General features: G+C 68.6%; 17 protein-coding genes and 2 tRNA genes. 16 read left to right on the plus strand and 3 right to left on the minus strand.

What is annotated here, in order from left to right:
* The first annotated feature begins 47 nt into the window (after positions 1 to 47).
* Together QQX02_RS06200 and QQX02_RS06205 are read left to right on the plus strand one after the other, a co-directional pair.
* The gene (locus QQX02_RS06200; protein WP_301141925.1) at positions 48 to 1016 is read left to right on the plus strand and encodes an alpha/beta hydrolase; all 969 of its coding nucleotides are present in this window, start codon (positions 48 to 50) and stop codon (positions 1014 to 1016) included.
* Entirely contained in the window at positions 1013 to 1783 is a 771-nt protein-coding gene (locus QQX02_RS06205; protein ID WP_301141926.1) for a glycerophosphodiester phosphodiesterase family protein, read from the plus strand. The genes QQX02_RS06200 and QQX02_RS06205 overlap by 4 nt, the downstream gene beginning before the upstream one ends.
* A gap of 30 nt (positions 1784 to 1813) precedes the next feature.
* Here QQX02_RS06205 and QQX02_RS06210 read toward each other — a convergent pair whose 3' ends face one another.
* Positions 1814 to 4309 (minus strand): FAD-dependent oxidoreductase, encoded by a 2496-nt coding sequence (locus QQX02_RS06210; RefSeq protein ID WP_301141927.1) that lies wholly within the window; start codon positions 4307 to 4309, stop codon positions 1814 to 1816.
* 183 nt (positions 4310 to 4492) lie between these two features.
* Positions 4493 to 5539: a LacI family DNA-binding transcriptional regulator gene (locus QQX02_RS06215; RefSeq protein ID WP_301141928.1), complete on the minus strand. Its 1047-nt coding sequence runs from the start codon at positions 5537 to 5539 to the stop codon at positions 4493 to 4495.
* A gap of 122 nt (positions 5540 to 5661) precedes the next feature.
* Between QQX02_RS06215 and QQX02_RS06220 the strand changes: the two genes are divergently transcribed.
* The 13 genes from QQX02_RS06220 (at position 5662) to QQX02_RS06280 (ending at position 17663) form a co-directional block, all read left to right on the plus strand.
* A complete protein-coding gene (locus QQX02_RS06220; protein WP_301141929.1) occupies positions 5662 to 6771 on the plus strand; it encodes a substrate-binding domain-containing protein in 1110 nt (369 codons plus the stop codon).
* 66 nt (positions 6772 to 6837) lie between these two features.
* A complete protein-coding gene (locus QQX02_RS06225) occupies positions 6838 to 7863 on the plus strand; it encodes an ABC transporter permease (protein WP_301141930.1) in 1026 nt (341 codons plus the stop codon).
* Positions 7863 to 8672 (plus strand): ATP-binding cassette domain-containing protein, encoded by an 810-nt coding sequence (locus QQX02_RS06230; protein WP_301141931.1) that lies wholly within the window; start codon positions 7863 to 7865, stop codon positions 8670 to 8672. Before QQX02_RS06225 ends, QQX02_RS06230 begins: the two co-directional genes overlap by 1 nt.
* Before the next feature lie 2 nt (positions 8673 to 8674).
* Positions 8675 to 8968: a putative quinol monooxygenase gene (locus QQX02_RS06235; RefSeq protein WP_301141932.1), complete on the plus strand. Its 294-nt coding sequence runs from the start codon at positions 8675 to 8677 to the stop codon at positions 8966 to 8968.
* Between the two features lie 87 nt (positions 8969 to 9055).
* Positions 9056 to 9520, plus strand: a complete 465-nt coding sequence (locus tag QQX02_RS06240) for a Fur family transcriptional regulator (RefSeq protein ID WP_301141933.1) — start codon at positions 9056 to 9058, stop codon at positions 9518 to 9520.
* A 40-nt stretch (positions 9521 to 9560) separates the two neighbouring features.
* Entirely contained in the window at positions 9561 to 11072 is a 1512-nt protein-coding gene (locus tag QQX02_RS06245; RefSeq protein WP_301141934.1) for a catalase, read from the plus strand.
* A 265-nt stretch (positions 11073 to 11337) separates the two neighbouring features.
* Positions 11338 to 12273 (plus strand): DUF3566 domain-containing protein, encoded by a 936-nt coding sequence (locus QQX02_RS06250; RefSeq protein WP_301141935.1) that lies wholly within the window; start codon positions 11338 to 11340, stop codon positions 12271 to 12273.
* 95 nt (positions 12274 to 12368) lie between these two features.
* Positions 12369 to 12442 (plus strand) — tRNA-Ile (locus QQX02_RS06255).
* 145 nt (positions 12443 to 12587) lie between these two features.
* A tRNA-Ala gene (locus tag QQX02_RS06260) sits at positions 12588 to 12663 on the plus strand.
* 231 nt (positions 12664 to 12894) lie between these two features.
* Positions 12895 to 14100, plus strand: coding sequence for an ice-binding family protein (locus QQX02_RS06265; RefSeq protein WP_301141936.1), 1206 nt, complete (start codon positions 12895 to 12897; stop codon positions 14098 to 14100).
* Between the two features lie 501 nt (positions 14101 to 14601).
* The gene (locus QQX02_RS06270; RefSeq protein WP_301141937.1) at positions 14602 to 16560 is read left to right on the plus strand and encodes a putative bifunctional diguanylate cyclase/phosphodiesterase; all 1959 of its coding nucleotides are present in this window, start codon (positions 14602 to 14604) and stop codon (positions 16558 to 16560) included.
* A 2-nt stretch (positions 16561 to 16562) separates the two neighbouring features.
* Complete coding sequence (locus tag QQX02_RS06275; protein ID WP_301141939.1) at positions 16563 to 17114, plus strand: DUF5317 domain-containing protein; 552 nt, start codon at positions 16563 to 16565, stop codon at positions 17112 to 17114.
* 84 nt (positions 17115 to 17198) lie between these two features.
* On the plus strand, positions 17199 to 17663 hold the full coding sequence (locus QQX02_RS06280; protein WP_301141940.1) for a gamma-glutamylcyclotransferase family protein: 465 nt from the start codon (positions 17199 to 17201) through the stop codon (positions 17661 to 17663).
* Positions 17664 to 17755: 92 nt separating this feature from the next.
* On the opposite strand, the gene QQX02_RS06285 is transcribed toward QQX02_RS06280, so the two are convergent.
* Positions 17756 to 18805, minus strand: a complete 1050-nt coding sequence (locus QQX02_RS06285; protein ID WP_301141941.1) for a hypothetical protein — start codon at positions 18803 to 18805, stop codon at positions 17756 to 17758.
* A 91-nt stretch (positions 18806 to 18896) separates the two neighbouring features.
* On the opposite strand from QQX02_RS06285, the gene QQX02_RS06290 reads away from it, so the two are divergent.
* On the plus strand, positions 18897 to 19433 hold the full coding sequence (locus tag QQX02_RS06290; RefSeq protein WP_301141942.1) for a peptidylprolyl isomerase: 537 nt from the start codon (positions 18897 to 18899) through the stop codon (positions 19431 to 19433).
* Positions 19434 to 19439 lie beyond the last annotated feature (6 nt).

Genomic DNA, 19439 nt, shown 5'->3' on the forward strand with positions numbered 1-19439 from the left:
CAGAATGCGCCGCGGTCGCCTCCATTCAGCAGAGATAGCATCGGAGGATGGAACCCGAGAGCGCCCCCACCCGCGTGGAGTGGACAGAGGGGCAGTGGCGCGACGACGTGCTCCCCGACTACGAGCGGGCCCCCCTCGGGCCCGCCACCCTGATTCGCCGCATCGGCCTTCCCACCCGGACACGCGGAGTGGTGCTCCACGTCCACGGGTACAACGACTACTTCTTCACCACCCACGTCGCGGACGCGCTCACGGAGATGGGGCTCGCGTTCTATGCGGTGGACATGCGGCGCGCAGGCCGGTCGCTGACACCCGGGGACAAGCCTCACCACATCACCGACATCGCCGAGCTCGGCGAGGACATCACGGCAGCCTCGGCAGCGGCTCTGGCCGATGCGAAGGAACGGACCGGCGAGGAGCACCTGCCTCTCGTGATCCATGCGCATTCCACGGGAGGGCTCGCCGCGGCCATCTGGGCGTCCGACACCCCGCACCCGGACCTCGCTGCGCTGGTGCTGAACAGCCCCTTCTTCGGCCTGATGCTGCGACCGTGGGAGCGCTACGCGCTGGCCGCGACGCCGACCATCAGCCGTCTCCGCGCGGGCACGGTGCTCGCTCGGGTGCCATCCCCCTACTCTGTGGCACTGCGAGACAAGGGCGGCTGGGTCTTCGATCCCCAGTGGAAGAAGCCGGGCGGAGAGCCGGCGACCGCGGGCTGGCTGGCGGCGACCAGGGCGGCGCAGCGTCGTGTGGCGCGCGGGCTCGACATTCGCGTGCCGGTGCTCGTGGCCAGGTCCGATTCCTCCGGCCCCGACCGCGACGACAACCCTCGCCACCAGAGTCAGGACGTGGTGGTCGACACCGCACTCATCGAGGCGTGGGCGCCGGGACTGGGCAGCGACGTCCGGGACGCTGTGGTCGAGGGCGCGGTGCACGACCTCTCGCTCTCCGCCGAGGGCCCTCGACGCGCCTTCTTCGACGCGGTGGGCGACTTCGTGGATACAGTGCTGGAATGACCCCTCGACACCCGTACTTCGACAACGGCGGACGGCCGATCGCCCTTGCGCACCGCGGCTTCTCCCTGGAGGGCCTCGAGAACTCCATGAAGGCGTTCCAGGCTGCGGTGGACCTGGGGTACCGGTACCTCGAGACCGACGCTCACGGCACGCGGGACGGCGTCGCCGTGGCGCTCCACGATGAGACCCTTGACCGCACCACGGATGCGACCGGCCTGGTCGCGGAGCGCGATTGGGACTCGGTGAAGGCGGCGCGCATCGGCGGCGTGGAGCCGGTGCCGCGCCTCGACGACGTGCTGGGCACGTGGCCCGACGCGCGCATCAACATCGACGTCAAGGGTGAGTCCGGCATCCGGCCGGTGGCCGAGGCGATCGAGCGCACGCGCTCCCACGACCGCGTCTGCGTGGGATCGTTCTCCGCTGATCGTCGCCGCGCGACCCTCAAGCTGCTGTCGCGGCCGGTCGCCACGCCGGCCTCCGAGCGCGAGGCCATCGCCTGGCTCGTCGGCACGTGGGTGGGGGCCGATGCGCACGCGAGCCTGGGAGACGTCGACGCCTTGCAGATTCCGTGGCGCAAGGGCCCGGTGCCGTTCCTCTTCGCGCGCCAGATCGAGGCCGCCCACGCCGCGGGCCGCGAGGTGCATGTGTGGACGGTCAACCGCCGCGACCACATGGTGCACCTGCTCGACCTCGGCGTGGACGGACTGGTCTCCGACCGCGCGGACATCCTCAAGGAGGTGCTGGTCGCACGCGGCCAGTGGGCCTAGCGCCCGTGCCTCCTAGATGAACCGTGCCTCCTAGATGAACAGAGTGCTTCCCGACTCCTGAGACTCGCCCAGGAACGTCGCGACGCCGCCCAGCTCGACCCCATCGATCAGGTCGGAGGCCGCGATGCCGAGAAGGTCCATGGTCATCGTGCAGCCGATCAGCCGCGCGCCGCCGTCCTGCGCGGCCTGGATGAGCTCGGGCAGAGGCTGGACCTCGTGACGCTTCATCACGCTCTTGATCATCGCGGTGCCCGCTCCCGCCATGTGCATCTGCGACAGCGTGAGCTTGTTGGCGCCGCGTGGCATCATCGCGCCGAACATCTTCTCCATGGCCTTCTTCTCGCGCCGCGGCGGGTCCTCGCGACGCAGCGAGTTCAGGCCCCAGAACGTGAAGAACATCGACACCTCCTGGCCCATCGCGATCGCGCCGTTGGCGATGATGAATGCCGCGATCAGCTTGTCCAGGTCGCCGGAGAAGACCACCATCGACATCTTCTCGGGACCCTGTGCGCGGGTGGCGACGGGTGCGAAGCCGCCCTTGCGGAAAGTGGCGACGTAGCCCGCGCCCTGGGGCTCGATGTCCACCAGGGTGTGGCCGTTCTTGGAGGCCCAGGCCGGCCCGTCCAAGGCGAAGCCCGGATCGGAGACGGTGACGCGGATCTCGTCCCCCGCATCGGCCGCCTTCATGGCAGCCGCGAGGCGCATGATGGGCCCGGGACACGCCAGCCCGGTGCAGTCGAGATCGGTGCGCGCACCGGTGGCGGTGGCGACGGCCGATGCGACACTCACCTTCTCCGCGTAGTTCTCCATGGGCGGCTGCGCCTCGTACGTGTCGCTCGCGCGGCCGTGCACGTGGGTGAAGGTCGTGGACCCGCCGGAGAGGGTGGCGACGTCAGCGAACCCGCTCTGCACGAGGATGCGGTGGGCGAGGTAGGAGCGGAAGCCCACGGCGCAGTACAGGCGGATGGGGGTGGTGCGGTCCCAGTCCGCCATCGCCTCGCGGAACGTGGCCAGCGGCACCGACTCGGCGCCGGGGATGTGCCAGACGTCGTACTCCTCGGGGGTGCGCACGTCGATGAGCCTCGCGCCCTCCGTGGCGGCGGGATAGTCCTCGGCGTACCAGAGCGTCAGGTCGCCCTTCAGCACGTTCGCCGCCACGAAGCCGGCCATGTTGATCGGGTCCTTCGCTGATCCGAACGGCGGCGCGTATGCGAGCTCCTGCTGCTCGAGGTCGTGCACGGTGAGCCCGGCGCGGATGGCCATGGCGAGCAGGTCGAGCCGCTTGTCGACGCCGTCGAAGCCGCACGCCTGGGCGCCCAGCAGCCGGCCATCCTCGGGAGAGAACAGCACCTTCAGGTGCATCATCGCGGTGCCGGGGTAGTAGCCGGCGTGGCCCGATGGGTGCACGTGCACCACGCGGTGCTCGATGCCGGCGGCGTCGAGCTGGCGGCGGGTCGCGCCCGTGCCGCCCGCGACCATGTCGAACACCTTGACGATGCTGGTGCCCTGGGTGGAGAGGTATTCGGTGTCGCGACCGCAGATGTTCTCGGCCGCGACGCGCGCCTGCCGGTTCGCGGGCCCCGCGAGGGGGTTGAGGTGGCTGCCGGGCAGCACGGGGTGCGGGGTCTCGACCGCGTCGCCCGCGGCCCAGATGTGCAGGTCGGAGGTGCGCATGTGGGTGTCGACGGCGATGCCGCCGTGGGTCCCGAGCTCCAGGCCCGCGTCGATCGCAAGGGCCACGGAGGGACGCACGCCAGCGGCCAGGATCACGAGGTCCGCAGCGATGGTGGTGCCCGAGTTGAGCTCCACGGAGACGCGGTCGTCGCCATCGACGTCCGCGAGGGCCCTGAAGGCGGCCGCCGCGGTCGACAGGTGGAGGCCGATGCCTCGTGCGCGCAGGTGCTGCTCGACGGGCGCGGCGATGTCCGCGTCGACGGGCGGCAGGATCTGGTCCGCGAGCTCGACCACGTCCACGCGCACGCCGCGGTGGTGAAGGTTCTCCGCCATCTCGAGGCCGATGTATCCGGCGCCCACGACCACGGCGGTGACCACGCCACGCCGGCCGGCCTTCTGCTCAGCGAGCGAGGCGTCGAGCCTGGCCTTGATGCGGTCCATGTCGCCGATGCGCCTGAGGACCTGAACGGACGGCAGGTCGATGCCGGGCAGGGGCGGGCGCATGGGCTCGGCGCCCATGCACAGCGCGAGGGCGTCGTAGCCCTCGGTGTACTCGCGGCCGGTGTCGACCTCGCGCACCGTGACGACGCGGGCCTCGCGGTCGATGGAGACGACCTCGGTGGCGATCCGTACGTCGATCGCGAGCGACTCGCGCAGGCTCTCGGGGGTCTGCAGCAGCAGGCGCGAGCGCTCGCTGATGACTTCGCCCACGTGATACGGCAGGCCGCAGTTGGCGAACGACACGTGGTGACCCCGCTCGAAGACGATGATCTCCGCGTCCTCGTCGAGGCGACGCGCGCGCGCTGCGGTGGATGCTCCGGCGGCGACGCCGCCCACGACTACCAGTTTCATGGCATACCTCCAGGGGTATTAGTTCTTCCCTCAAGGTACGTGTGCGCGGCGGCCCCCACCTGGGCCAAAGGTCACCCGCGCCCGATGGTGGTGTGGCGCTCCTGCGCATCGGCCGGGCGCACGCCGCGATGGCAGCGCTCGCGGCAGTGGCGATCGGCCGGAATGCCGCCTCGCGAGTGCGGGCTAGAGAGGAGCGGGGATCTCGCCAGACCCGCGTGCGATGAACGTGGTGGGAGAGATGATCGTGGACGCGGGGGTGTGGTCTCCCCCGAGCCGTGCGAGCAGCTTCTTGCCTGCGAGCGAGCCCATCGAGCGTGGATCCTGAGTGACGCAGGAGATGCCGGGGTCGAGCGAGTCCGCCACCTCGAAGTCATCGAAGGACATCAGCGCGATCGCGTGCTGCATTCCGGCGGCGCGCAGCGCCCGGATGACGCCGATCGTGATGAGGTTCTGCGCAGCGAAGATCGCGGTGGGCGGGTGCTCTCCGCTGAGCAGCGCGGTAACTGCTGCCTGGGCGGCGTCCGCTGATCTGAGGTTCATCGTCACCAGGGACGGGTCGAACTCCACGCCCCCCTCGCTCAGGGCCAGACGGTAGCCTTCGACGCGGCGCTTCGCCGTGGACAGGAACTCGCGGTCGGCGAGGCACGCGATGCGGCGATGGCCGTGGGCGATCAGGTGGGCAGTGGCCTCTCGTGCCCCACCGATGTTGTCGCCCACGACGGCGTCTGCGGTGACGCCGGATGGCTCGCGGTCGACGAATACGATCGGCAGCCCGCGCGAGAGCTCGGGCAGGAGGTAGGTCTGTTCGTCGGAGATCGTGGTGAGGATCAGTCCGTCGACACGGCGCCGCAGGAACTCGCGGACGAGCCGCTGCTCGCGATCAGCATCGTCGTCAAGGCTCGCGGCCAGCACTGAATAGCCATGGGAGTAGAGGACGTCCTCGACCCCGGCGTGAATCTGACCCGAGAATGGGTTCGCGACATGCCCGACGACCAGGCCCACCGTCTTGGTCGCATGTCCGGTTCGCCGGAGATTGCCGGCGACGGAATTGATCTCGTAGTTGAGCTGCGCCGCCGCCCGTTCCACGCGCTCCGCGGTCTCCGGGGTCACGTTGGGCTCATTGTTCAGAACCCTCGACACCGTCTTGATTCCTACGCGCGCGAGCGCCGCCACGTCTCGCATGGTAGGCCGTGGCGTGCGGGTCGTCGAACGCTGCTCGGGATCGGACATCGTTGTCACACTAGCATCACGGTCTACGAAATTGGCTTGACTCATGAGGGAACTGGGCCTACCGTGCGTCATGACAACGTTGTCAACCCGGACAGTGTTGCGAGAGTCAAGGAGATTCAACGATGAATCAGTTCACCGAGCGCCACTCTGGGCACCGGCTTCTGTGGAAAGGCGTGGCAGCCATGGGCGCAGCGGCCTTCGTCCTGACTGGGTGCAGCAACGAGAGCACCGTCGACGCGTCCGAGTCTCCCGCCGCGAGCGGCGATGAGGAGATCGGCGTCGCACTCATCCTCAAGACCACCACGAACCCCTTCTTCGTCGCCATGCAGGAGGGCGCTGAGGAGGCCGCCGCAGCCGAGGGCGCGACCCTGACAGTCGCCGCCGGGCGCGAGGACGGCGACGAGGACACGCAGATCCAGGCGATCGAGAACTCGATTGCCCGTGGCGACGCAGGCATCCTCATCACCCCGTCCGGCCAGGCGGTCGAGGACGCGCTCATGAAGGCACGCGAAGCCGGCCTCTACGTGATCGCCCTCGACACCCCGCCGTCAACGGAGGACGCGGTCGACATCACCTTCGCGACCGACAACTTCCTCGCCGGTCAGCTCATCGGCGAGTGGACCGCCACCGCCCTCGACGGCGAAGACGCCGTGATCGGCATGCTGGACCTCTTTGACGACAAAATCGTCTCCGTGGACTACGCCCGCGACCAGGGCTTCCTCACCGGCATGGGCATCGATGTCGCCGACCCTCAGGTGAATGGCGATGAGGCCGCCACCGGTTCGTACACCGGAGGCTCGTACACGATCGTCGGCAACGAAGCGACGCAGGGCGCCGAAGACGGCGGCCGCACGGCCATGGAACTGCTGCTCGCGCAGAACCCTGACATCAACGTGGTCTACACGATCAATGAGCCCGCCGCCTATGGCGCCAAGGCTGCGCTGGACGCGGCAGGCAAGTCCGACGTGCTGCTGGTCTCGGTGGACGGTGGCTGCGCAGGCGTGGACGGGGTCGAGTCCGGCGTGATCGGCGCAACGAGCCAGCAGTACCCGCTCAAGATGGCCGAGCTCGGCGTCGCCGCGATCACCGAACTGGTGCGCACCGGCACCACCCCTGAGGTCAGCGAGGGGCTCGACTTCTTCAACACGGGTGTCGCCCTGGTGACTGACAACCCGGTCGACGGCCTCGAGAGCATCGACACCGCCACCGGCTCCGAGATCTGCTGGGGATAGTTCCATAGGACGCGCTCGGTGGCGTCGCCCCGGCGGCGCCACCGAGCCAACCTCGAGGATGAGGACATGACTGCATCAACTGAGACCGAGTCACCCGCGGCGCACGTGTTCGAAACGGCACAGACGCCGATTCAGCGCTTGCGGTCCGTGCTGCACCGCTATCCCGCACTGAGCCCCGCAGTCGTCCTGCTGGTCTCGATCGTTGTCTTCGGGATGCTGAACGACAGGTTCCTGCTTCCAGCGAACCTGTCACTGATCACCCAGCAGGTCGCGATCGTGGGCACCGTCGCGCTTGCCCAGACACTCATCATTCTGACGGCAGGCATCGACCTGTCCGTCGGCACCGCGATGGTGCTGGCGTCGATGGTCATGGCCGTCGCCGCTGCCGAGCATGGCTTCTCGGCTCCGATGGCGTTGCTCCTGGGCATACTCGTGGGACTGATCACAGGAGTGATCAACGGCATGCTCGTGACCAAGCTCAAGCTGCCGCCGTTCATCGTGACACTGGGCACCTACTCGATCTTCCTGGCCTTGACACTGCTGTACTCCAAGGGCGCGACGGTACGCGGTTCCGACATGCCGGCGATGATGACCTGGACTGGCAAGTCCTTCCCGGTGGCCGGCGTGAGCATCTCCTACGGCGTGGTCATCATGTTCGTGCTCTACGTGGTCATGGCGTGGATCCTGGCGACCACCGCATGGGGCAGGCACGTCTACGCCGTGGGCGATGACCCGGAGGCGGCCCGCCTCGCCGGAGTGCGCACGACCTGGGTGCTGCGTTCCGTCTACATCTCTGCCGGCGCGATCATCGCGATCGCCGCGTGGCTGCAGATCGGCCGTACCAGCGCCGCGAGCCCGAACGCGGGCGCAGACCTCAACCTCGACTCCATCACCGCGGTCGTGATCGGCGGCACCAGCCTGTTCGGCGGCCGCGGCGCGGTGTGGGGAACGCTGCTGGGGGCGCTGATCGTGGGCGTGTTCCGCAACGGCCTCTCGTTGGCGGGCCTCGATGTGCTTTACCAGACCCTTGCGGTGGGAATTCTCGTGATTGTCGCCGTATCCGTTGACCAGTGGATTCGGAGGGCACGCTGATGGCTGCGACCCCAACATCCGCCGCTCCCCAGGAGTCGGGGACGGCGAAGAGCGCCACACCAGTGCTCACTGCCCGTGGACTCGTGAAGACCTACGGTCGCGTCGTCGGCCTCGATGGCGTCGACCTCGACCTGTACCCGGGGGAAGTGCTGGCGATCATCGGCGACAACGGCGCAGGCAAGTCGACGCTCATCAAGTGCCTGACCGGTGCGGAGATCCCCGACGCCGGCACCATTGAACTGGACGGCGAGGAAGTGCGCTTCCGGAGGCCCGAGGACGCCAAGGAGCACGGCATCGAGGCGGTCTATCAGAACCTCGCCGTGTCACCAGCCCTCGACGTCGCGTCCAACCTGTTCCTGGGCCGTGAAGTGCGCAAGCCCGGCGTGATGGGATCCGTGTTCCGGCAGCTTGACATCAAGAGGATGCGGGAGCGCACCCGTGATGAGCTGCGCCGTCTTGGAATCACCACTCTCCAGGACGTCACTGTTCCCATCGAGAGCCTGTCGGGCGGGCAGCGGCAGGCCGTTGCCGTCGCGCGTGCCGCCGCCTTCGGATCAAAGGTGGTGGTGCTCGATGAGCCCACCGCCGCGCTCGGAGTGCGCGAGTCCAATCAGGTGCTCGACCTGGTGAAGCGGCTGCGCGACGAGGGGACCCCTGTCATCCTCATCAGTCACAACATGCCGCAGGTGTTCGACGTCGCGGACAGGATCCACATCCAGCGACTGGGCCGGTGCGCGGCGATCGTGACGCCACAGTCGCACTCGCGCACCGACGCGGTCGCGATCATGACCGGCGCGGCCGAGGCGTAGGGATGACGATCTCGCTCTACGCGCGCATTCACGCACTTCCCGGACATGAGAGCACGGTCGCGGCGCTGCTCGCACAGCTTGCCTCAGCGGTGCGAGCCGAGCCGGGCAACATCGCCTTCGAGCCGTGGCGGGAGACGGAGAGCGAGGGCTCGTTCTTCGTCTACGAGGTCTACGACGATGAGGCCGCTTTCGGGGCACACCTCGTCTCTCGGCACTCCGTGGAGTTCAATGCTGCGCTCGCCGACCACGTCTCCGGCGGCGCTTCGGAACTGACGGAGCTCCGCGCGCTCGCGTAGACACCCGGACACCTCGCGTGGCCTTCCGGCGCGGCCCCACCCTTGCCTTATTTTGAGTGAATCAAAAGAAGCGCTAGGGTGGGGTCGATGTCTACGCCGCCCCCACCCGCCGACACGCTTCTGCGTGAGTCCGGGCTGCGCGTCACCCAGCCCAGACTCTCGGTGATGAAGGCGCTCGGCGCTCAACCCCACGCATCGGCCGATGCCATCTTCGAGCGCGTGCGCGAGTTTCTTCCTTCCACGTCGCTGCAGGCCGTATACAACGTGCTCGGCGATCTCGTGGCCGCGGGCCTCGTGCGCCGCATCGAGCCGGCCGGACACCCTGGCCTGTTCGAGCTGCGGGTGGGCGACAACCACCACCACATCGTGTGCAAGCGATGCGGCACGGTCGCGGACGTCGACTGCGTCACCGGTCACGCACCCTGCCTGACGCCGAGCGACTCCGCCGGCTTCGACCTCTCCGAGGCCGAAGTGACCTTCTGGGGAGTGTGCGCCGACTGTGCGACCGCATCGGCCGTCCCACCCGGCCTCGCGACAAACACCCACGCTTGAAGACCCGTACCCGTCCACCGTCAATCAAGGAGACACAGACGTGACTGAGAAGTACACCACCACCAACGCAGGGGCGCCGGTCGCCTCGGACGAGCACTCGCAGACCGTGGGCCAGGACGGCCCCATCTCGCTGACCGACCACTACCTGGTCGAGAAGCTCGCGCAGTTCAACCGTGAGCGCGTGCCGGAGCGCGTGGTCCACGCCAAGGGCGGCGGCGCCTACGGCACCCTCACCGTCACCAACGACGTGTCGAAGTACACCCGGGCCTCGCTGTTCCAGCCAGGAGCGACCACGGACATGCTCGCCCGCTTCAGCACCGTCGCCGGCGAGCAGGGCTCGCCCGACACCTGGCGCGACCCCCGCGGCTTCGCGCTGAAGTTCTACACCGATGAGGGCAACTACGACCTCGTCGGCAACAACACCCCCGTGTTCTTCATCAAGGACGGCATCAAGTTCCCCGACTTCATCCGTTCGCAGAAGCGACTGCCGGGCTCGCACCTGCGCGACAACGACATGCAGTGGGACTTCTGGACCCTGTCCCCCGAGTCCGCTCACCAGGTGACGTGGCTCATGGGCGACCGCGGCCTGCCGCGCTCGTGGCGCGAGATGAACGGCTACGGATCGCACACGTACCAGTGGATCAATGCCGAGGGCGAGCGGTTCTGGGTCAAGTACCACTTCCACACCGAGCAGGGCGTGCACCACCTGACGGGTGATGAGGCGGCACAGCTGGCCGGCTCGGACGCCGACCACCACATCCGCGACCTCTACACGCACATCGAGGACGGCGACTTCCCGCGCTGGAAGCTCAGCGTGCAGGTCATGCCCTACGAGGACGCGAAGACCTACCGCTTCAACCCGTTCGACCTGACCAAGGTGTGGCCGCACGGCGACTACCCGCTGATCGAGGTCGGCTCCATGGAGCTCAACCGCAACCCCGAGAACTACTTCGGGGAGATCGAGCAGGCCGCGTTCGCGCCGTCCAACTTCGTCCCCGGCATTGGCCCCTCGCCGGACAAGATGCTGATCGCGCGGATCTTCTCCTACGCCGATGCGCAGCGCTACCGCGTGGGCACCAACCACGCGCAGCTGCCGGTCAACGCACCGAGGAACGTGCACCAGGACGCCCACTCGTACTCGAAGGAGGGCTCGATGCGGTACTCGTTCTCCTCGGCGGACACTCCCGTGTACGCGCCCAACTCGCGCGGCGGAGCCCACGCAGACCCGGCCCGCGCGGCCGAGTCCGGCGGCTGGGAGTCCGATGGCGAGATGGTGCGCACCGCCGCGGCGCTGCACCCGGAGGACGACGACTTCGGTCAGGCCGGGACCATGTACCGCGACGTGTTCAACGACGAGGAGAAGTCACGGTTCCTCGAGCAGATCACTGGTCACGTGGGCGCCGTGAAGGCGGATGACATTCGCGAGCGTGCGATCCAGTACTGGACCAACGTCGACGCTGGCCTGGGCGCCCAGCTCCGCGCGAACCTCGCGGGAGATGCTCCCGTCGAGGCCGGCGAGCCGGGCACCAAGTGGGCGCCCGCCGACGTCTGACGCTCACCGTCCCGAGACGCGACAGCCGGGTCGCTCTGCATCACGATGGTGTGCAGCGCGGCCCGGCTTCGTCGTTCCCGGGGCCGCGGCACCGCAGGGGAAGGCCGATGCGCGGGGAACCTCTCGCACACCCTGAGGCGTTCCCGTACAGTGGGCCACGCACATCGATGGGCGGGTGAGGTCTTCCCCGCCTCCGTTGTTCCACCGCCCTCCAGTACCCTGGACACCATGCCCGCGCGGCCGCGCGGTCGAGGAGGAGACGCACATGAACGCGGATAACCGCGCGAACCCCGGCACCGGGCCCAGTTTCAGCGCCCGGTCGGACGAGGGGTCAGGCGACGCCCCGCGTACGCCGACGCGCTCCTCGCTGCGCCCCATCACCAGCGAGCAGCCGGTGTCGGGCCAGCAGCCACGGTCGCCATACGACGCCCCCGCCCCGACCTCGGCGCAGCAGCCCACGTCGGCGCAGCAGCCGGTGTCGAGGCAGCAGCCGGTGTCGAGGCAGCAGCCCACCTCCGCTCAGCAGCCCGTGTCCAGCCAGCACTCGGCGGGCGGCGTCTTCTCGCCGGTGAACGGTCCCGGCGCCGGTGCTCCGGTGAACCGCGCCCCGTCCGCGCCGAGCAGCGCCCCCACGACGGGCCAGCAGCCGGTGAGCGGACAGCACCCCACGTCGGATGCTCAGGCCACCTCGACCGGTCACACCTCCGCTTTCGCGGGTGCGGCGGCGGGCGTCGGCGCCTCCGCCTCGGCCGGTTTCGGTCGCTTCAAGGACTTCGCCGCGAAGGCCAAGGAGGACCTCACCTCGGCTGACGACATCGCGGCCTCCGAGCGCAAGGGCGGCCCGCGCAAGGTTCGCGTGCTGGTGTCGCGCATCGACCCGTGGTCCGCGCTCAAGATCGGCTTCCTGCTGTCCATCGCGCTCGGCATCATGATGGTGGTCGCGGTCTACGTGCTGTGGGGCGCGCTCGACAGCCTGGGCGTGTTCGCGCTGGCGAACGAGTGGGTGCTCCAGCTGTTCACCGAGGATCAGGAGGTGGACCTGCTCCAGTTCTTCGCTCTCAACAAGTGGATGTCCGCCACCGTCCTGATGGCCGTGGTCAACGTGGTGCTGCTCACCGCGCTGGCGACGCTCGGCGCGTTCCTCTACAACACGATCTCCAAGGTCGTCGGCGGCATCTACGTCACCCTCACCGACGACTGACGCGCACCTTGAGCGTGCGTCGACGACCGGCCGATGCCGGTTTGGTTCGCCGTGTGCGGGTGGGGTATCGTTGGTCGCCGCGGCTGTGCCGCATCGGGCCCATAGCTCAGGCGGTTAGAGCGCTTCGCTGATAACGAAGAGGTCGGAGGTTCAAGTCCTCCTGGGCCCACCGAGGTGGACGTATGAAGAGAATGGTCATCATCGCCGCAGTGATCGCGGCGGTCGCGGTCGCGTACGGGGCTCTTGCCCGTGACGCACGGCGTGACATCTGGGAGGATGTCCACCACGAGTTCTGACCCGCACGGTCAGAGCACGGGGCCTTAGCTCAATTGGTAGAGCGCCTGCTTTGCAAGCAGGAGGTCAGGGGTTCGATTCCCCTAGGCTCCACCACCGAAGGTTCGCCCGAGTTCGGGCGCCCGGCTCACGTCGAGGATTCTCCGCGGGCCCATCGTGCATTCGATGGCCCGCAGCAGCCGCTGACTTTCGCCCCGGGATGCACCGAGTGATGTTGCCCACTCGGCCTATAGTCGCGCCTTCCGCGCGTGTGATACTCGACAAATCGGGACCTTCCGGACGTCGTCGGCGTGTGCAGGTGCGTCTCGCTCGCAGTCAGGGGCCACCATGGCCAGCACCTCCCTCCGCACCCCGCTGTGGCTTGCCACAGCCCTCGGCCTCACCGCCGCCCTCCTCCTCGGCACCGGTGGGCCGGCCTCGGCCGCCACCGTCCTCGACGGCCCCGTCGACTTGGGCACCGCCGCGACCTACGGCGTCCTGGCGACGAGCGAGATCACCAATACCGGGCCAAGCGTGGTCAACGGCGACGTCGGGCTCTCGCCCGGCACGTCAATCACCGGATTCGGGGGCCTTCCGGACGGCGTCGTCAACGGCACCGTGCACCAGACCGATGCTGAAGCCGCGCAGGCGCAGGACGATGCGACGGGTGCATACGGCATCGCAGCGTCGTTGTCGCCGACCCAGACCGGCGTCGGAGAGCTGAATGGTCTGAGCCTGACGCCGGGCGTCTACACCGGCGGCGAGCTCTCGCTTGCTGGGGCTGGCATTCTCACGCTCGAGGGCGCAGCCGATTCCGTGTGGGTGTTCCAGGCCTCATCGACGCTCACGATCGGCGGCGCGAGTCAGATCGTCATCACCGGCGGCGCGAACGCGTGCAACGTGTTCTGGCAGGTCGGCAGCTCCGCCACGATCCAGGGCGCCGCGGACTTCCAGGGCACCGTCCTCGCGGCCGCCTCCGTGACTGCGGTGACGGGCGCCTCGATCGAGGGCCGGCTGATCGCGCTGAATGGCGCGGTGACGCTGGACACCAACGACATCACGGCGCCGACGGGCTGCCCGCCTCCTGGCACCGTCTCCGAAGTCTTCGCTCCGACCATCACCTCAGGCGCACCGACCGATGCGACCGCCGGCACGGCCTACGAGTTCACTGTGACCGCGGAGGGGACCCCCACTCCCACCTTCACGCTCAGCGGTGAACTCCCCGCGGGTCTGACGTTCGATGAGGACACTGGCGTGATCTCCGGCACCCCCACATCACCGGGCACGAGCACGTTCACCGTGACCGCCGCGAATGGCATCGCTCCTGAGACCTCGGAGACTTACACCATCACCGTGGAGGCACCGGCTCAGGATGCGGCAGTCACCGTGGCCGAGGACACCGACACCGGCGTCGTCGAGGGCACGGAGCTGGCGGTCACCGGACCCGTGACGCCCGGCCTGGTGCCGGTCGCGATCGCTCTGATCGCTGGCGGCGTCGCCCTGGCGATCGTCAGCGAACGGCGGCGGGTGCGAGTCGCGGCGGTGCGCCGCTGACGTTTGTGGTCGAGTGCGCGAGCCCACGGGCGACGTGAGCGGCCGTGGGTCTTGGCCTGCCCGCGCGCGCCGTCGTCCCTGCTCCGAAGGCTCGATTCGGACAGATGCGACGCTCGCAATGCTGGCCTTGTGCTCTCGAATGCGAGAGTATGAACTGTGGGACGCAGTCCGGCGGACCGCAACAAAGCGGACGATGGCCGCACATCGGAATACCCGGGCCTTCCGGGGACGCAGGTGTCGGATGGCGGGTTCAACCGTCACCATCGTCTCCTCAGCAAGGGAGAGATAGATGAACAAGTGGAGCGTTCTTCAGAACAGCAAGGTCGTGCGTGTCGCGGCGAGCGCGAGCACCCTCGTCGCCGTCGCCGCCATCGTCGGCGCTGGCTATAAGTGGGTCTGAGACCACCCTCTGGCGAGGGCGACGCCGGGGCTCGAGCCTCGGCGTCGCTCTCGCCGCTCACCATTTACTTGGCGGTCGTCAGCACCGCAGGCTTGGGCAGCGTGATCGCAGCGATCATGCTGAGCCCGTGGGAGGCGTTCCTCGCCGCCCTGCCGCTGGCCTCGGTCGCGTTCCTCGCGGTGGCGGCGATCGCGGGAGAGGTCAAGCCCATCCTGCTCGTGCTTGCGGGCGCGGAGACGAGGTCGCTGTCGACGTCGGCACCCTTCGTGCTCGCCCTGATCGCCGTGGGAGGGCTCGGCCTGGCGATCGTCGTGCAGGTGGTGTCGAGCCTCACCGATGACATCGTCAATCGTCGTGAGTTCAAGAAGTCACTCTTCAATACCGCGCAATACGCGCTGAGCGTCCTCTCCGCGGGGATCGTCTACGGGCTCCTCACCGGCCAGCCGACCTTTGGCGTGCCTGAGCCGGTGACGCCCGGACATGTCGGAGCGCTCCTGATCGCCGGCGTTGCGATGGTCATCGTCAACTGGTTCCTCGTCGCCGCGGTGGTCGCTCTCGCGTCCGGGCAGCCTCTGACATTCGTGCTGCGCACCGATGCGCGCAACTCCTTCCTCACTCACCTGGTGCTGCTCAGCGTGGGCGGCATCGCGGCCGACGTCGCGTCCGACGGCGTCGGCGTGCTGGCGCTCCTCGCCGCGCCGGTGGTCGCGGCGCACCTCTTCGCCACCGTGGTGGCACGGCACGCGCACGATGCGGCGCACGACTCTCTGACGGGTCTGGGCAACCGAGGCCAGCTCGACAACGCCCTCACGAGGGCGTTGCGCGCCTCACAGCACACCACCACCCAAGGGCCGGGACTGGTGCTCCTGGACCTGGATCACTTCAAGGACTTCAACGACACCCTGGGCCACCCGGTGGGCGACACGATCCTCCGGGACGTGGCCGAGCGGCTGCGCAACGCGGTGCCCGAAGGCGGATCCGTCCACCGCCTCGGCGGCGATGAGTTCGCAGTCGTCGTGCATGGCGGCCTCGCCGACTCGCGGCGCGTCGCGCGCGACCTGCTCGCGGCCTTGGACGCGCCGATCAGGATCGAGAGCCTCGAGCTGCTGGTGCGCTCGAGTGCCGGCGTCGCCGTGGCGCCCATGCACGGCACCGACGGCGAGACGCTGATGAAGAACTCCGACATCGCGCTGTACCACGCGAAGCTCGAGCGGGACCGGATCAGCACCTACTCGCCGGAGTACGACGTCAACACCGTCGAACGCCTCCAACTTCTCGCTGACCTGCGCTCCGCGCTCGACTCTCAGCAGCTGCGGGTGGTCTACCAGCCGCAGGTGGACCTGAACTCTCGCCGAACGGTCGCCGTCGAGGCGCTGGTGCGGTGGGATCACCCCACGCGCGGCACCATCGCGCCCGACGACTTCATCCCCCTTGCGGAGAACTCCGGACTGATCTTCCCGGTCACCCACTTCGTGCTCGACGCGGCGCTGGCGCAGCTCGCACGGTGGCGAGAGGCCGGGCACCAGATTCGCGTGGCGGTCAACCTGTCTGCCCGCCACCTCTCGGACGTGGGCCTGGCGCAGCAGATCTACGAGGCGCTGGCGCGTCACCAGGTGCCGCCCTCTGCGCTGGTGCTCGAGATCACGGAGACCGGGATCCTCTCCGACACGGTGCGCGCCGACATGGTGATCCGCGCCGTGCGGGGCATCGGCGTTGAGATCGCGATCGACGACTATGGGACCGGCAACGCCTCGCTGAGCTATCTCAAGCGCCTCCAGATCGACGAGCTCAAGGTCGACCGGTCATTCGTGAGCAACATCGGCTCCGACCACCATGACCTGATCATCGTGCGCTCCACCATCGCCCTCGCCCTCGCGCTCGACCTGCGCGTGGTCGCGGAGGGAATCGAGGACGACGCGACGGCTGAGGCGCTCGCCCAGCTGGGCGGAGTGATCGGCCAGGGCTACTACTTGGGCAGCCCCGCCTCGGTGGATGAGATCAGCGAGCGGCTCGAACTCGAGCGACGCTCGGCGCCCACTGCACGCGGCGCGGGTCGCTGACCATGCTGCTGCTCGCCGTCTGCGTGCTCGTCGTCGTGTCACCGCTGCTCATCGGGCGGTGGCCCGCAGGCCTGCTCCTGCACCGGTGGCGGTGGCCGGCCCTGGTGTGGGTGGCGCTGGCGCTGCAGGTGGTGATCATGCAGATCGACGCGCTGCACCGGATCGCCCCCGTGATGCACATCCTCACCTACGTGGCGGCGGGCGTGTTCCTGTGGCTGAATCGAGCCATGCCCGGCGCGCTCATCGTCGGCCTCGGCGCACTCTCGAACGGCGTCACGATCGCGCTCAACGGAGGCGTGCTCCCGGCCCGGGCGGGCGCCGTCGAGGCGGCGGGCCTCGGCACCGACGACGCCTTCGCGAACTCTGCGGTGGTGGCCGACCCCGTGCTGCCATGGCTGGGAGACAACTTCGCCTGGCCCGAGCCGCTGCCGCTGGCGAACACCTTCAGCGTCGGCGACGTGCTCATCGTCGTCGGCGTGATCGTCGCGGCGTGGACGGGGACCCGCCGCATCGGCGCGGCCTCGACGCAGGCCCACGAGCGCAAGGCGGTCTGAGCTCCGCTCCATTCGGTGACTCGACCGTGCGTTTCCGTGCGGTGGGTACCCGTACGGGTCGCGGGTCACGGCAGAATCGGCGGTGTGGATCTCTCTCCCGACATCGCGGCCGACGCCCCCGCGCTCGATGGCGGCCTCGACCTGCCGTATCTCGTGTACGGCACCCTGCGGCCCGGCGGCTCCAACGCGGTGCTCGTGGATCGTCATGGCGGCGTGCACGCCGGATCGCTGACGCTCGACGGCTACGCAATGTACGACGCACCCGCGGGCTATCCCTACATCGTCCCGCGCGAGACCGCGGGCGCCATCGCTCTCGACGTCCTGGTCCCACCGGCCGATGCGGGGGCGCGGGAGTCCCTGCGCGCGGACCTCGACGCGCTCGAGGGCTTCGAGGTGGGTGGACGGCTCAACCACTACGAGCGGGTGGCCGTGAGCTTCCCTGACCCCGCCACCGGGATCGCGCGCTGGGGATGGCTGTATGTGGCGGGGCCCGGCGCACTGATCGACGGGCTCGCGGTGATCGAGTCAGGGGACTGGTTCGCGCGCTGAGTCCTCAGGCGCCGACGGATCGCAGACCCCGCAGACGCAGGAAGCCCCGGCCGTGGGGGCCGGGGCTTCCGTGACGTTGGTGCAGAGCAGCGCTACTTGCTGGCGCCGCCCGGCTTCTTGGCTGCAGACGAACGAGCCGTCGACGACTTCTTGGCCGCAGCCTTGGCGTTCTTCGCCGCGGCGTCCGCAGTGGCCTGAACCTTGGCGGTGGGCGTCTCTCCAGTGGAGTCGTCCTCCCACACGTCCTCGGCGTCGTCGATGGTGCTGGCGGCAGCCGCGGTCGCACGGTCACGCGCGTCATCGACCGATGCACGCACCTTGTTGACCTCGGAACTCGCCGACTCGCGCACCTTGTTGACGCTCGCCTCGGCCTGGCCCGCGATCTTCTTGCTCTGCTCGACCGCGGTCTCGCGGAGTCGCTCGGCCGCAGGGCTCGCCTGCTCCTTGACCTTGTCCACGTAAGGGCTGGCCTGGTCCTTGACCTTCTCGACCGTCGGGCCGGCCTGCTCCTTCACGGCGGTGGCGGCGGAGGCGGCCGCCTCGGCGGCCTTCTTCGCCGCGTCCACGGCCGCGTCGGTGGCCTTGTTGACGTTGTCGCGCAGCTGACGCTTGAAGTCGCCGTCGCCCGCGAGCTCCCACTCCTCGTCCTCGCCGGCCCACGTGTCGCGGCCCGGGTCGCGACGCGCCCAGACCACCACGGCGGCGGTCGCGGCGCCCACGAGAGCGAGCGGAATCAGCACGCGGCCCCAGCTGCGCTTCTCGTCTTCGTGCGCAGCGTTCTCCACGGCGTGGAGTGCGGCGGGGATCGCGGCGCTCACCACTGCTGCGTGGGCGACGTCGGCCCAGTGCGTCGCGGTGTCGCCGGCCCGCCGGACATACGGCTCTGCCTTGCGAGCGCCCGAGTGATAGGCCTTCTTGGCGTACGGCTTGGCCCACTCCTTGGCCTTGTGGGCCTGGGGTCCGGCCCAGTCGACGGCCTTGTCATACTGCGGAGCGGCCCACTTCTGAGCTTCCTTCGCCGCCTTCCTGGCGGACTTCGATGCCTGCTCAGCCGCAACCTTCGCGTGCGCGGCGGCCTCCTGAGCCTGCGCGCGATACTGGTCCACGTCGAGATGATCGAGGGGATTCTTCTTGCGTGCCACGTGAGGTGCCTCCAATTAGCAGGGGGGGTCCTGATCCCCCATATTGTCACTTCCATATGAGTAACGCGAGCGGCATGCGAGAATAGTCCGCATGATCGCAACTCTTGAGACCACAGAAGGCACCATCCGCATCGAACTGATGCCGAACGATGCCCCCACCACCGTCAAGAACTTCGTCGGACTCGCCACGGGCGAGAAGGAGTGGACCGACCCCGAGACCGGCAAGCCCAGCAACGAGCCGTTCTACAACGGCCTGGTCTTCCACCGCATCATCGAGGGCTTCATGATCCAGGGCGGCTGCCCCGAGGGCACCGGCACCGGCGGCCCCGGCTACACGTTCGACGACGAGATTCACGCCAACAACCAGTTCTCCGAGCCGTACCTGCTCGCCATGGCCAACGCCGGCAAGCGCACCAACCCGATCACGGGCAAGCCCTCGGGCACCAACGGTTCGCAGTTCTTCATCACTCTCGGCCAGACCCCGCACCTCAACCAGGCCCACACCATCTTCGGCAAGGTTGCGGATGACGAGTCGCGTGCAGTAGTCGACAAGATCGGGGCCACCGCCACGGACGGCCGCGACCGTCCGCTCGACGACGTCATGATCACGGCCGTCACCATCTCCTAGAGGACA

Origin of the sequence: Demequina muriae (genome assembly GCF_030418295.1) — a bacterium.
Taxonomy (GTDB): domain Bacteria; phylum Actinomycetota; class Actinomycetes; order Actinomycetales; family Demequinaceae; genus Demequina; species Demequina muriae.